Annotated in this window: 15 protein-coding genes; 5 read left to right on the top strand and 10 right to left on the bottom strand. The window is 69.3% G+C overall.

Features of this window, described 5'->3' with window-relative positions:
* Window positions 1–121: 121 nt before the first annotated feature.
* From ACFWX1_RS05170 to efeU, 5 genes are all read right to left on the bottom strand, one after another.
* Window positions 122–532, bottom strand: coding sequence for a PPOX class F420-dependent oxidoreductase (locus ACFWX1_RS05170; RefSeq protein ID WP_378384018.1), 411 nt, complete (start codon window positions 530–532; stop codon window positions 122–124).
* A 44-nt stretch (window positions 533–576) separates the two neighbouring features.
* Window positions 577–1,479, bottom strand: a complete 903-nt coding sequence (locus tag ACFWX1_RS05165; RefSeq protein WP_378384016.1) for a PIG-L family deacetylase — start codon at window positions 1,477–1,479, stop codon at window positions 577–579.
* Window positions 1,480–1,598: 119 nt separating this feature from the next.
* A complete protein-coding gene (gene efeB / locus ACFWX1_RS05160) occupies window positions 1,599–2,858 on the bottom strand; it encodes an iron uptake transporter deferrochelatase/peroxidase subunit (RefSeq protein WP_378384014.1) in 1,260 nt (419 codons plus the stop codon).
* A complete protein-coding gene (efeO, locus tag ACFWX1_RS05155; protein ID WP_378384012.1) occupies window positions 2,855–3,997 on the bottom strand; it encodes an iron uptake system protein EfeO in 1,143 nt (380 codons plus the stop codon). The genes efeB and efeO overlap by 4 nt, the downstream gene beginning before the upstream one ends.
* Window positions 3,994–4,845 (bottom strand): iron uptake transporter permease EfeU, encoded by an 852-nt coding sequence (efeU, locus tag ACFWX1_RS05150; RefSeq protein ID WP_378384010.1) that lies wholly within the window; start codon window positions 4,843–4,845, stop codon window positions 3,994–3,996. Before efeU ends, efeO begins: the two co-directional genes overlap by 4 nt.
* Before the next feature lie 375 nt (window positions 4,846–5,220).
* Here efeU and ACFWX1_RS05145 point away from each other — a divergent pair, with 375 nt between their 5' ends.
* On the top strand, window positions 5,221–5,958 hold the full coding sequence (locus ACFWX1_RS05145) for a lytic murein transglycosylase (protein ID WP_378384142.1): 738 nt from the start codon (window positions 5,221–5,223) through the stop codon (window positions 5,956–5,958).
* Between the two features lie 374 nt (window positions 5,959–6,332).
* Here ACFWX1_RS05145 and ACFWX1_RS05140 read toward each other — a convergent pair whose 3' ends face one another.
* The 5 genes from ACFWX1_RS05140 to ACFWX1_RS05120 form a co-directional block, all read right to left on the bottom strand.
* Entirely contained in the window at window positions 6,333–7,181 is an 849-nt protein-coding gene (locus ACFWX1_RS05140) for an amino acid ABC transporter permease (protein WP_378384008.1), read from the bottom strand.
* A complete protein-coding gene (locus ACFWX1_RS05135; protein ID WP_378384006.1) occupies window positions 7,178–7,822 on the bottom strand; it encodes an amino acid ABC transporter permease in 645 nt (214 codons plus the stop codon). The genes ACFWX1_RS05140 and ACFWX1_RS05135 overlap by 4 nt, the downstream gene beginning before the upstream one ends.
* Before the next feature lie 20 nt (window positions 7,823–7,842).
* The gene (locus ACFWX1_RS05130; protein WP_378384004.1) at window positions 7,843–8,772 is read right to left on the bottom strand and encodes a transporter substrate-binding domain-containing protein; all 930 of its coding nucleotides are present in this window, start codon (window positions 8,770–8,772) and stop codon (window positions 7,843–7,845) included.
* A gap of 141 nt (window positions 8,773–8,913) precedes the next feature.
* Window positions 8,914–9,090 (bottom strand): hypothetical protein, encoded by a 177-nt coding sequence (locus tag ACFWX1_RS05125; protein WP_378384002.1) that lies wholly within the window; start codon window positions 9,088–9,090, stop codon window positions 8,914–8,916.
* 139 nt (window positions 9,091–9,229) lie between these two features.
* The gene (locus ACFWX1_RS05120) at window positions 9,230–9,634 is read right to left on the bottom strand and encodes a tetratricopeptide repeat protein (protein ID WP_378384000.1); all 405 of its coding nucleotides are present in this window, start codon (window positions 9,632–9,634) and stop codon (window positions 9,230–9,232) included.
* A gap of 72 nt (window positions 9,635–9,706) precedes the next feature.
* Between ACFWX1_RS05120 and ACFWX1_RS05115 the strand changes: the two genes are divergently transcribed.
* From ACFWX1_RS05115 to ACFWX1_RS05100, 4 genes are all read left to right on the top strand, one after another.
* Window positions 9,707–10,192, top strand: a complete 486-nt coding sequence (locus ACFWX1_RS05115; protein ID WP_378383998.1) for a VOC family protein — start codon at window positions 9,707–9,709, stop codon at window positions 10,190–10,192.
* A 60-nt stretch (window positions 10,193–10,252) separates the two neighbouring features.
* Complete coding sequence (gene eno / locus ACFWX1_RS05110) at window positions 10,253–11,539, top strand: phosphopyruvate hydratase (RefSeq protein ID WP_378383996.1); 1,287 nt, start codon at window positions 10,253–10,255, stop codon at window positions 11,537–11,539.
* 6 nt (window positions 11,540–11,545) lie between these two features.
* Entirely contained in the window at window positions 11,546–12,103 is a 558-nt protein-coding gene (locus ACFWX1_RS05105) for a septum formation initiator family protein (protein WP_378383994.1), read from the top strand.
* A gap of 411 nt (window positions 12,104–12,514) precedes the next feature.
* Window positions 12,515–13,024, top strand: coding sequence for a DUF501 domain-containing protein (locus ACFWX1_RS05100; protein ID WP_378383992.1), 510 nt, complete (start codon window positions 12,515–12,517; stop codon window positions 13,022–13,024).
* Window positions 13,025–13,177: the final 153 nt, after the last annotated feature.

Here is a 13,177-nt window from a genome sequence, read left to right as displayed (position 1 = left end):
GGGGGGCCGCCGGGTGTGGTCGGGGGGGCGCTGGGGCCCGCCCGCGGCGGGCGGCGCCCGCCGGGGGGCCCCCCCCCCCCCCCGGCCCCCCCCCCCCCCGCCACGGTGCCGGGTGGCCCGCTCAGACGTCGCGGTTGTTCGGGACGAGGTCGAGCGGGTCGTGATCGCCGTCCTCGATGCCCATGCTGATGATCCGCTGGGGATGGATGCGGATCACCGCGCCGTCGAGGTGACCGTCCGGGGCGAACACGCCGGGGATCGCCTCGCCGCGGCCCCGGATCTCGAGACAGCGGATCCGCATCGGCTCCAGCGACGGCCGGTCGTCGACCACGAACGCCACCTGACCGTTGGCCGCGACGTTGCGGTACTTCCTGCTCTTGGCCAGGTTGTACCCGGTGACGTCGATGGCCTCGGCCTCGGGATTCCAGGTGAAGGCGACCGGGCTGACCTGCAGCGTCCCGTTCGGCTGCGCGGTCGCGATCCGGCCGAGCGGCTGGGTGGACAGGTACTCGATTTCGGCATCGGTGAACATGCCCTCAGCGTCCAACTTCAAGTTCCCTTGAAGTCAAGCCGGGATCAGCACGAGGTGAAGTCGCCGGGCGGGACCCACCGGGCGCCGGGGAAGAAGATCCGGCCCTCCGGGCGGTACTGCTTGCCCATCGCGACGGTCCACGAGGTCGAGAAGGTCTGCGTGTCCAAGGGCTGATAAGCCTTCCACACGGCGGTTTTCTCGTCGCGCCAGTAGCCGAAGACGTTGTCCGGCAGGGTCCGGATGATGTACCCGAGGTACTCGTCGCGGCGGATCTTCGTGCTGCCCGCGGCGTCCGCGTCGGCGTCGGCGGACAGGATCGCCCCGGAGATGTGGTCCACGTGATCGGTGTTCGGCGCCGGGTCGCGATGGCCGAGGCTGTTGTGCGTCCGGATGTAGTCGGGCCGGATGGTGTCGATGATCGAGCCGAGCATGCCGACGAACGAGTCCTTTGTGTACGGAGCGCGGCCGTCGATCGGCTGGGCGACGTAGGCCGGGAGGTGCAGCATCCGGAACAGATCGCCGCAGGGATCGCCGTGCCCGCCGTCCGCGGCGTGCACGAAGGTGAAGACGAGGTGCACATCGGTGCCGTTCAACCGGTTCGTCGCCAGGTCGTGACCGCCGAAGGACATCGGCTCGTAGGTCCATTGGTTGGCCCGGTGCGCCGCCCGCGCGTAGGCGGCGCGCTCGCCTTGGATGCGCTTGTCGGCGTAGGCGAGGTTGCCGGGCGGGGTCTCGCCGGCGGTGAGGTAGACGATCCAGACCGCGTAGCCCGCTTGGACGTCCGACGTGATGTCCGGGCTCATGAACAACAGATCGTCGTCCTCATGGGAACTGAACGTGAGGGTGGTCGCGGCGGGGGCGGCCTGCGCCGCACCGATCATCGGAGTAGCGGTGAGAGCACTCGTCGTGACGATCAGTGCGGCGGCGATGGGGAGCAGACGGGACATGGCGGCCCCTCTCCTGGTGACGATAGGTACCAAGAGGTGGGCAAACGAGTGAAGATCGTTACGCTACAAGGAATGCGGAGGCGAAATCGTGACTTTCCGGGGCCTGCCCGGAACGGTCCTCACCCGAACAGTGCCTCGCCCCAGTAGCCCTTGTCCGACACGCCGGGCGGGATGGCGAAGTGCGCGGAGCCGGTGTGCTGGATGTACTCCATCATCGCGTCCTTTGTGGACAAGGCCTGCTGCATCGGGACGAACTGCTTGCGGCTGTCGCGGTTGAACGCCAGGAAGAACAGCCCGGCCTCCAGATGCCCGACGCCGTCCGAGCCGTCGACGAAGTTGTAGCCGCGACGCAGGATCCGCGCACCGTTCAAGGTTTCGTGCGAGGCGAGCCGGATGTGCGAGTCCTCGGGGAGCATCGGCTGCCCGTCCTTGCCGCCGACGTGCAGGTCGACCGGGTCGAACTCGGCGGCCTGCCCGAGCGCCGCGCCGTCGCCCTTCTTGCGGCCGATGATCTCCTCCTGGCCGGTCAGGCGTTCGCGGTCCCAGGTCTCGATGTGCATGCGGATCCGGCGCGCCACCAGGTAGGTGCCGCCCGCCATCCACGCCTGGCCGTCCGCGGCGTCGGCCCACACCTGATCGCGCAGCAGGTCGGTGTCCTCGGCCTTGATGTTGTTCGTGCCGTCCTTGAAGCCGAACAGGTTCCGCGGCGTGGTCTGCGTCCGGGACGTCGACGAGCTGCGGCCGAAGCCGAGCTGCGACCAGCGGACCTCGGTGACGCCGAACCCGAGCCGGACGAGGTTGCGCACCGCGTGCACGGCGACCTGCGGGTCGTTCGCGCACGCCTGGACGCACAGATCGCCGCCGCTGCGCTTCGGGTCGAGCTTGTCCTGGGGGAACAACGGAAGATCGATCAGCTGCTCCGGGCGTTTCGAGGCGAGCCCGAACCGGTCGTCGAACAGCGACGGGCCGAAGCCGATGGTCAGGGTGAGCGACGACGCGGGCAGGTCGAGCGCCTCGCCGGTGTCCCCCGGCGGGGCCTCGGCGTTGCCGCCGATGGCCCCGTTCGGGACGACCTCCTGGCCCGCGGTCATCCGGCGCGCGGCGTCGGTCCAGGTGCGCAGCAGCTTGACCAGCTTCTCGCGGTCCTTTGTGGTCACATCGAGGGCGGCGAAGTGCAGGTTCTGCTGCGTGGGCGTGGTGATGCCCGCCTGGTGCGCACCGTGGAAGTCCACGGTGCTGACCGCGGCCTGTGCGGAACTCTCCCCGCCCAGCCTGTCGATGCCGATCCCCGTCGCCACCCCGGCGCCCGCCAGGGCGGCCCCCGCTCCCGCCAGGCCGAACAGCTTGCGGCGGGAGACGCGGGCGCTGTCCTCACTCATTTGGACACTACCTCCGCGACCTTGCTCAGCGGCTCGCCCAGCGCGTCCACCGCCGAGGCGAACTGCTTGACCTTCTCCGGGGCCAGATCGGTGTAGGGCTTGAACCCGTCCCCGCTGCGCTGCTCGTCGAGCTGTCGCTGCACGTTGCCGAACTCCTTGTCCAAAGTGGCCAGCAACGTGGCGTCCTTCTGCTGCAGGATCGGGCGCAGCGCGTTGATCGCCGCCTTCGATCCGTCCACATTGGCCTGGAAGTCCCAGAGGTCGGTGTGCGAGAAGGTCTCCTCCTCGCCGGAGATCTTCTTCGTCGCGACCTCGTCCAGCAGTTCCTTCGCGCCGTTGGCGAGGTCGAGCGCGCTCAGCTGCAGGCCCTTCGCCTTGCCGATCAGGTCCTTGACGTCGGTGAGCAGCTTGTCCGCGATCTGCCCGCTGTCGGGCTGCAGCCCGGTCTTCCACAGATCCTTCTCCAGGCGGTGGAACCCGGTGAACTGCTTGCCCTCCTCGACGTCGGCCTCGCGGGCGTCGATCGCCGGGTCGAGGTCGCCGAACTTCTCGGCCACCGGCTCGATCCGTTCGTAGAAGACGCGGGCCGGCGCGTAAGCGGCCTTCGCCTCGTCGGCCTTGCCCGCCTTGACCGCGTTGACGAACTTGGTCGTGCCGTCCTCCAGCGCGGTGGCGTTGTTCGCGACGTACTCGGCGTAGCTCTTGGTCGCCTGCGCCTTGAGCGCGTTCGCGTCGTTCTGCTTGGGGGCGCCGCCGGTGACGGTGAACTCGCTGCGGATGCCGTTGCCCGCCATGCCCGGCTTGCACGTGGCCTGGTACTTGCCCGCGTCGGCGACCTCGACGATCAGCTTGCGGTTCAGGCCCGGCGCGATGTTCTCGACCTCGCCCATGATCCGGTCGCCCTCGGCGTAGAGGTAGAACTCGGTGACCTTGGTGCCCTTGTTGGTGACCTCGAAGGTCAGGTTCCCGGCGTTGGCCTTGCTGGCCGACACCGTGCACGCGGTGTCGGTGGCTTCCACCTTGATCGGGCCTGCGGCGGCGCCCGCGGTGTCCTCCTTGCCACCGCAGGCGGTGAGCGCCACCAGGGCGCCGGCACCGAGAACGGCCAGCGGGAATCGACGGGTGTTGCGCACGGTCACTCCTTAGCGGTAGCCACGGCGGACGCCGGGGCGGTTTTCTTGCCGGCCTTGACCGGCCTGAGGAACAGCGGCAGCACGATGACGACGTAGGCGACCCAGGCGATGGCCTGCAGCACGGTCGTCTGCTGTGAATAGTTGAAGATCCCCTTGAGCAGCGCGCCGTACCAGGACGTCTCGGGCAGCGCGTTCGACGCGTCGAAGGCGAGTGTGCCGATGCCCGGCAGGAATCCGGCCTCCTGCAGGTCGTGCAGGCCGTAGCCGAGGACCCCGGCGGCGACGAACACCAGCAGTACGCCGGTGATCAGGAAGAACTTGCCGAGGTCGAAGCGCACCGCGCCGCGATAGAGCAGGTAGGCCAGCACGATCGCGGCGGCGATGCCGACGGCGAAGCCGATCAGCGGCTGCGCGGTGTCCGACTGCGCGGTCTGCACGGCGGAGTAGAAGAACACCGCGGTTTCCAGGCCCTCGCGCCCGACGGCGAGGAACGACAGCACGAGGACGGCGAGCGGGCCGACCTTGAGCGCCTCGTCCATCTTCCCGCGCAGTTCGGCGGCGATACTGCGGGACGCCTTGCGCATCCAGAAGATCATCGCGGTGACGAACACGACGGCGACGATGGACAGGCTGCCGCCGAGCAGTTCCTGGTGCTGGAAACTCAGCTGGGCGGTGGTGTAGGTGAGGATCGCGCCGACCGCGACGCTCAGCAGCACCGCCGCGCCGACGCCGGGCCACACCCACCGCAGCGCGGACCGCCGGTCCGTCTTCACCAGGAACGCGACGAGGATGCTGACCACGAGGGCGGCTTCCAGACCTTCGCGCAACCCGATCAGTGCGCTCGAGAACAACACCGCTCCGCCTCCTCGCGTCCCTGCATTCGACGTGACGGTTTTAGGTAAGGCTCACCTGTAAGTCCAGTAGAGGGTAAGCCTTGCCTAACGTGGTGAACCGGGCAAAAAGGACCGAAGATCCGGATTAGGTTAGGGTAACCGCAGGTCAGGACGCTGCGGAGCGGTTCGATAACGAAATGTGTGAGCTACGTTCCGGTCGCCGATTTTTTACCGTCTGCTTGCCGGAAGTGGCTTTCCGGTTCCCCCTCGCGGGTGGGCACGTAACCTGAACGGGTGGCCGAACCGACCCAGCCGATCGCCGCCCCTCCGCTCCCGCCCCCGCACCTTCCCCCGCCTCGTCGGTCCCTCGGCCGGGTGATCCTGGTGCTCGCGCTGGTGGCGACGGCGGTGGTGCTGCTCGTGACCGTCGGGATGCGGCAGCCCGCGGTCGAACCGCCGCCCCCACCCGCGTTCGTCGTCGAAGAGCAGCGCCCGAAGCCGGGGGAGGGCATCCCGCGCGCGGGACTCGCGGCGCCGCCGGACCGCCCGGAGGTCTCGGATCAGGCCGAACTCGACGCGTGGGCGGGGCGGGTCGCGGACAAGACGCAGGTGTCGGCGCGGGTGCTCGCGGCGTATGGCCGGGCCGAAATGTGGATGGCGCGGCAGAAGCCGTCGTGTCATCTGTCGTGGACGTTCCTCGCCGGGATCGGCAGGGTCGAATCGCGGCACGGCCGGTTCGGCGGCGCCGAGATCGGTGCGGACGGCCGCGTCACCAAACCGATCATCGGCCCCGCCCTCGACGGCTCGCCGGGCGTGCAGGCCGTGCGGGACACCGACGGCGGCAAGCTCGACGGCGACACGACCTGGGACCGTGCGGTCGGCCCGATGCAGTTCGTGCCCGTGACGTGGCGGAAGTACGCCGAGCGGGCCAATGGCGACGGCGGGGAGCCGGATCCGCAGAACATCGACGACGCCGCCTTCACGGCCGCGCGTTACCTGTGCTCGGCCGGGGACGACCTGGCGACGCCCGTCGGGTGGTGGCACGCGGTGCTGTTCTACAACCAGGCCGTGACGTACGGGCAGGACGTGTTCAGCGGTGCCGACGCGTACGCGGCGGCCAGCCTCCAGCCTTAGTCCTGGCCCATGCGCCACATTGGGGTTTTGTCGGTAGGTGCTTTCCCTGGGGCAGGGTGGTGTGGTGAAGGGGTCCTTCGCGGCGTTGAGCGCTGTGAAGGAGGCCTTCGCGGCATGCGGTGGGGCCGGGGTGCGTGTCGTGAACGCTCCGTTCGGGACGTTCATCGTCGGCATCGGAGCGTTCGCGACATCGGGCGAATGGAGTCGGCTCGTGCGCAGGGAAGTCCGAGGGACGCCCTGGGTGCATCCACCGCACCCAGGGACGCCCTTGTCGCACCCCAGGCGCCCTACAACACCTCCGGCAACACGCACGGCCCCAAAACTCTTTAGCGAGAAAACCTCACTACGGCATTGGGGCCCATGCGGCAGGCACCTCACTGGCCGGGCGCCGCCGCGAGTTCGCGGGCGGCGTCGTCGGAGGGGGCCCGGCCGCTGCGGCGTTCCCGTGCTTCCAGCCCTCTCGCGAGCCGGGAAAGCGCGTGGTTGACCAGGAAGTAGACCAGTGCGAGCACCAGGTAGGTCTGGATCAGCAGGTGGTTGTAGCCGGCCAGCGTCTTGCCGTGGAACAGCAGATCCGCGTAACTGACGAGGTAGCCGAACGCGGTGTCCTTGACGATCCCGGCGAACTGGCCCACCAGTGACGGCGTCACCCGGCGCAGCGCCTGGGGGAAGACGACGTGCCACAGCGCGCCCGTCCTGGTCATCCCGAGCGCCAGTGCCGCCTCGCCCTGGCCGCGGTCGAGGGAGAGGATGCCGCTGCGGAAGATCTCGCCGAACTGCGTCGCCCGGTACACCGTGATCGCGGCGACGATCATCCACAGTGGACTCATGGACAGTCCGAGCGGCGGCAGCGCGAACAGGACGACGTAGATCAGCAGCAGCCCGGGGAGTACCCGGATCACTTCCATGTACGCCCTGGCGAGGAACGCGACCGGGCGTGGCCCGGAGACCCTGGCGAACGCGAGCAGCAGGCCGAGCGCCGCGGCGAGCACAGTGGACAGTGCCGTGGCGAGTGCCGTGCCGCCGAGGCCTTGCAGCAGGTACCCGATGACCGGCCAGGTGCCGAACGGGCGCCACCGGCCGAACGCGAGCTGGCCGTGGCCTGCGAACTTCAGCAGCGCCACCGCGAGCACCGCGACGCCGAGTAGAATCGACGCCACGGTGGCGACTTTGATCCGCCGCCGGGTTTTCGGCCCCGGGACGTCGAAGAGGGCGTCGCTCATCGGTGGATCACCATCCTGCGCTCCAGTCCGCCGCCGATCGTGGAGACCAGCACCGCCAGCGCCGCGTAGCAGAGCCCGGCGCCGGTGTAGACGAGAATCGGCTCAGCGGTGCGGAAGTTGATCCGGTTCGCCGCCTCGGTCAGGTCGAGCAGGCCGACCGTCGCGGCGAGCGCGGTCTCCAGCACGAGCGTGATGGTGATGTTGGTCAGCGGCTGGATGGTGCCGCGGAATGCTTGGGGCAGCACGATGTCCGTGAGCAGCCGACGGGTGCCCAGCCCCAGCGCGCGAGCGGCTTCCGCCTGTCCCTTCGGCACCGCGTTCACCCCGGAGCGGATCGCCTCGGCGTAGTAGGAACCTTGGTAGAGCGAGGAAGCCAGGACCACGCTGGCGAACGCGCCGAACTCGACACCGGTTTCCGGCAGCGCGAAGAACACCAGCGCGAGCCAGAGCAGCAACGGGATGCTCTGGAACACTTCGACGTAGGCGGTGCCGAACAGGCGCAGCGGCCGCACCGGGACGATCCGGCAGGTGACCACGACGGCGGCCACCACCGCGGCGCCGAGGAAGGAGGCCCCGGCCAGTTCCACGGTGGTCAGCACGCCCTTGCCGAACTCGCCGAGGGACTCGGTCAGCTGGCTCATTTCCGCGTGCGCCGGATCCGTCAGAGCCCGGGAACGTCGCCGATCTTCGGTGGCTCCGGAACATCGGGGAGCGCTTTGCCGAACGTCTCCTTGTACGCCTCGTGCCAGAGCTTGGCGTCCTCGATCTTCTTCAGCCAGTCGTTGACGAACTTCTTGAACGTGTCGTCACCGTGCCGGACGCCGATGCCTTCGGCCTCCGGGACGAACACCCGCGCGTCGGCCACCTTGATCCTGTTTTCGGTGTACGCGGCGCCGGCGAGTGCGACGAGGTCGCTGGCGAACGCGTCGCCCCGGCCCTGGACGAGCGCCTGCACGGCTTCCTGGGTGCTCGGGAACTGCTGAACGCTCGCGGTGCCCGGCGCGACGGTCTTGAGTTCGTCGACCGCGCTCGACCCGGACAGCACGAGCACCTTCTTGCCGTTGAGGTCGGCGGCCTTGGTGATGTCGCCGGTGCTCTTCAGCGTGGCGATCGCGGTGCCGGAGGTGAAGTACGGTCCGGCGAATCCGACCTTCGCGGCGCGTTCGGGCTTGATGCCGTACGCCATGAAGATCGTGTCGACGGTGCCGTTGCTCAGCAGTGCCTCGCGGGTTTGCGGCGTGCCGTTGACGATCCTGCGGTTCGGGGTGCCGACGATGTATTTGGCGAGCATCTTGCTCAGCAGCGCGTCGAAGCCCTCGGCCTCGCCGGTGGCCGGATTCTGCTGGGAGAGCAGCGGGGTGTCCAGCACGCTGCCGACGAGCAGTTCGCCGCGTTTCCTGATGGCCTGTGCCGTCGGGCTCGCGGCCAGCTCGGCTTCGGTGGCCACCGGGGCGCGATCGACGATGCCCTGCGCGGCCTGCTGCCCGCCCGGCACCGCGTTCTCCCCGCCGGAGCAGCCGGACACGGCGCCGATCGCGAGGATCGTGCCGAACGCCGCGATCTTCCTGCGCGCCGATGACGCCAGATTCATGAGGTCCCCCGCTCTGTCCCTCGGCTGATTTCGCAGAATGGACCAGTCCACCGGGCGTCGTCAAGTGATCACGGCGGGCCGTATTTCGTTGGGGGGTATGGGAATTCGAGGTGATTCGAAAGGGTGCGCGGTTTCGCGCGGTCAGGCGGCGGCGTGCGCGGTGCCGTGCGGAGCGCGCGCGTGCCGGGCGGCCGTGGTCGCGGCCGGGCGGCGGCGCACCGGGAAACGCTGGGCGAGGTCGACCAGCGCCGGGGTCACCGCCATGAGCACCAGCAGGAACAGGCCGGCGAACGCGCCGATCGTCGCGAAGATCGTCATGATGTCCTCCTCCAGGACTCCGGTCCGGCTGCCTCTTCGGCGGCCTGGAACCAGAATCGCCGGCAGGTGCCCTCTTCCGGATCGGCCGACCGGCCGGTGCGTACCGGCCGACCGGTCATCTCGCCGATCGGGCGCCGGGTCAGGAGTCGCCGAGCGCGATCCGGGCGTTGACCTCGCTGATCGCCTCGAGGTATTCCGGCACCGGGTTCATGGCCGAGGCCATGCGCAGCTGCGTGAGCGCCTCGGCCAATCGGCCGAGGCGTTGCAGGGTCCGGCCGAGCACGAACCGTGCGTAGTGATCGGTGGGGTCGAGTTCCAGCACCCGGGTGAAGGCGCGTTCGGCCCGTCGCAGCTGTGCGGAGTGGAAGTAGGCGCGGCCGGCGAGCAGCTGGACGCTCGGCTTGTCCGGTTCGTCGTCCAGCAGTGGTTCGAGTGCTTTCAGCGCGTCGAGCGGTCTGCGCTGCCCGATGAGGGTTTCGGCCTGTCGGAAGGCATAAAAGTTGGACTCGCCAGAGGGCTCGGGTAGTGCAGCGGCGTCCGTCATAGTCACCCTCACGATACTCGGTGGACGGGGTGTTTCTCGACCGTTGGACGGGGCGTGATGGACTGTCGCGTCATGAGCAGCGACCAGACCGACGGCTATCTGGGCCTCGCGCCGTACCTCTACTACGCGGACGCCACCACCGCGCTGGCCTGGCTGACCAGGGTTTTCGGGTTCACCGAGGAGCTCAGGTTCACCGATTCGACCGGCGAGGTCTTCCAGGCGACGCTGAACGCGGGCGGATGCCGGATCCAGCTGGCGGGCGTCGGCGACGAGTACTGGACGGCGAAGGGTGTCGACGGCCCTGTCGGCCAGCTCAACATCCTGTACGTCGACGACGTCGATGCGCAGTACGAGCGGATCAAGGGCATTCTCGGCGACGAGGTGGAGATCGATCCGCCGCAGGACCAGCCGTACGGCGCGCGGGTGTTCACCGTCGCGGACATCGGCGGCAACAGCTGGACGTTCTGGCAGCAGGTGTCCGACACCGTCGAGCTGCCACCCGGCTGGAGTGAGGTGCGGGCGGATCCGGACCAGACCGGCCGTGCCTCCAACGGGTGAAACGCGCGGACGGCTACTCTGGGCGGCGTCACCGCAGGCACGACCCCATGAGGAGCAGGTGTGGCTCTCATCGAGCAGGTAGGCGCGCGTGAGATTCTCGACTCGCGTGGCAACCCGACCGTCGAGGTGGAGGTGGCCCTTGACGACGGCACGCTGGCGCGGGCTGCTGTCCCGTCGGGCGCGTCCACCGGCGAACACGAGGCGGTCGAGCTTCGTGACGGCGACACCGGCCGCTACAACGGCAAGGGCGTGGAGCGCGCCGTAGCCGCCGTGCTCGACGAGATCGGCCCCGACCTGGTCGGCACCGACGCCGTCGACCAGCGGATCGTCGACCAGAAGCTGGTCGACCTCGACGGCACCCCGTCGAAGTCCCGGCTCGGCGCGAACGCGATCCTCGGCGCCTCGCTCGCGGTGGCCAAGGCCGCCGCGGAGTCCTCGGAGCTGGAGCTGTTCCGCTACCTCGGCGGGCCGAACGCGCACGTGCTGCCGGTGCCGATGCTGAACATCCTCAACGGTGGCGCGCACGCCGACACCGACGTGGACATCCAGGAGTTCATGATCGCGCCGATCGGCGCGGAGTCCTTCCGCGAGGCGCTGCGCTGGGGCACCGAGGTCTACCACTCGCTCAAGTCGGTGCTGAAGGGCCGCGGCCTGGCGACCGGGCTCGGCGACGAGGGCGGGTTCGCCCCCAGCCTCGCCAACAACCGTGAGGCGCTGGACCTGATCCTGCAGGCCATCGAGAAGGCCGGGTACACCCCGGGCCGCGACGTCGCGCTGGCGCTCGACGTCGCCGCGACCGAGTTCTTCGGTGACGGTGCGTACACGTTCGAAGGCGCGAAGAAGAGCGCCGAGCAGATGTCCGAGTACTACGGGCAGCTCGTCCGCGACTACCCGCTGGTGTCGATCGAGGACCCGCTGAGCGAGGACGACTGGGACGGCTGGGTGACGCTGACGGCGCAGCTCGGCGAGAAGGTCCAGCTGGTCGGCGACGATCTGTTCGTCACGAATCCGGACCGGCTGGAGGAGGGCATCTCCCGCCGCGCCGCCAACGCGCTGCTGGTCAAGGTCAACCAGATCGGCACGCTGTCGGAGACGCTCGACGCGGTGTCGCTGGCGACGTCGTACGGCTACAAGTCGATGATGAGTCACCGGTCCGGTGAGACCGAGGACACGTTCATCGCCGACCTCGCCGTCGCGACCGGTGTCGGGCAGATCAAGACCGGTGCCCCGGCCCGCGGCGAGCGGATCGCGAAGTACAACCAGCTGCTGCGCATCGAGGAAACCCTCGCCGACGCCGCCCGGTACGCGGGCGACCTGGCGTTCCCCCGGTTCAGCGCGGAGTCCTGATTCCGGATGGCTGACCGGGGGAGGGCACGCAGCCGTCGCGGCGGCCGCGCCGGTGGGAACGGGTCCGCCCGTGCCCGCCGGCCCGAGGCCGCGCGGCGTGAGCCTGCCCGCCGCCGGACCGGCAAGGCCGAGAACACCGGGACCCGGCTGCGCCGGGGACTGGCGGCGAAGCGGGCTTCCGGTGCGGCGAAGGTGCTCGGCATGTCGACCACCCGCCGGGCGGCGGTGGTGGCGATCGTGGTGTGCGCGCTGGCGTTCACCATCGCCGTGCCGCTGCGGACCTACCTCAGCCAGAAGTCCGAGGTCACCGAACAGCAGCAACAGCAGACCGAACTGCAGCGGCAGGTCGCTCAGCTCGAGGCGCGCAAGTCCGAGCTGAGCGATCCCGCGCAGATCGAGGCCGAGGCGCGGCGCAGGCTGCGCATGGTCAAACCGGGCGAAACGCCCTATATCGTGCAGCTTCCCGAGGACAAGGCGCCGGATCAGGCACGCCCGACCGGTCAGCAGCCCGTCCCGGAAGGCTCCTGGTACGAAAAACTCTGGTCGCAAGTCACCGGCGGCTGATTCTCCGCGGACATGCCGTCAAGGCCACCTTACGGGCGTCAGACGCCCATAAGGTGGCCTTGACGGCATTGCGACCCCGGCGCACGGTCCGGATATGTCGGTCCCCGTCGCTAGGATGTTCGGTAGGGGCGCTGGGGATGTCCCGAACGGGACGTTGGGGACGTTGAGCGTCTCGAACGCGTCGTTCGCGGCATGGTGCTCGCGCCGGACCGGCCGCCGGGTGTGTCCTGAACGCTCCGTTGCGGACGTTGAGTGTCCCGAACGCGTCGTTCGCGACGTCGGCGTCGCAAGCCCGGCCGCCCGGAGCAGCCCACCCCCAGTTGTGTCCGTTGTGGACAGAGCGTCGCCGTCGATGACGCCGGGACGCACCGGCGGTCACCGCGCCACGGTGCCCCGGCTAACCTGCTAGACGTGAACAGCGCGGAAAAGCACCAGTTCGAAGCCGTCACCGACGCCGACCGGGAGGTCATCGCGGAGCAGCTCGGCAGGCCGCCCCGCGCGCTGCGGGCGGTCGCCGCGCGCTGCCCGAGCGGGCACCCGTCGGTCGTGCAGACCAGCCCGCGCCTGGAGAACGGCACCCCGTTCCCCACGCTGTACTACCTGACCTGCCCGCGGCTGACGTCGATGGTCGGCACGCTGGAGGCGTCCGGGCTGATGAAGGAGATGACCGACCGGCTCGCCACGGACCCCGATCTCGCGGCGGCCTACCAGCGCACGCACGAGCTGTACCTCGCCGAGCGGGACGCGATCGAGCCGCTCGGTCACCAGGTGACCGCCGGTGGCATGCCCGGCCGGGTCAAGTGCCTGCACGTCCACCTCGCGCACACGCTCGCGGTCGGTCCTGGGGTGAATCCGTTCGGTGACGAGACGCTCGCGCTGTTGCGGGAGAAGGGCTGGCCGTCGGGCGACTGCGCCGGGTAACACCGCATCCCTGAGTAGAGATAACTGGTCTGGGTGGGGGAATCTCGTGGATCGAAGTGGTTCGATCCGCCCGGAGTGGTGAATCCGGGTCCGGCTTGGGGCAGGCTGGCAACGGAGTCCTTACACGGGGTGGGCGAGTATCGGGTTCCTCGG

It is taken from the genome of Amycolatopsis sp. NPDC059021, from assembly GCF_042739895.1.
Taxonomy (GTDB): domain Bacteria; phylum Actinomycetota; class Actinomycetes; order Mycobacteriales; family Pseudonocardiaceae; genus Amycolatopsis.
Note: the sequence above shows the minus strand (reverse complement) of the source record. Positions and strands in the feature narration are given on the sequence as shown.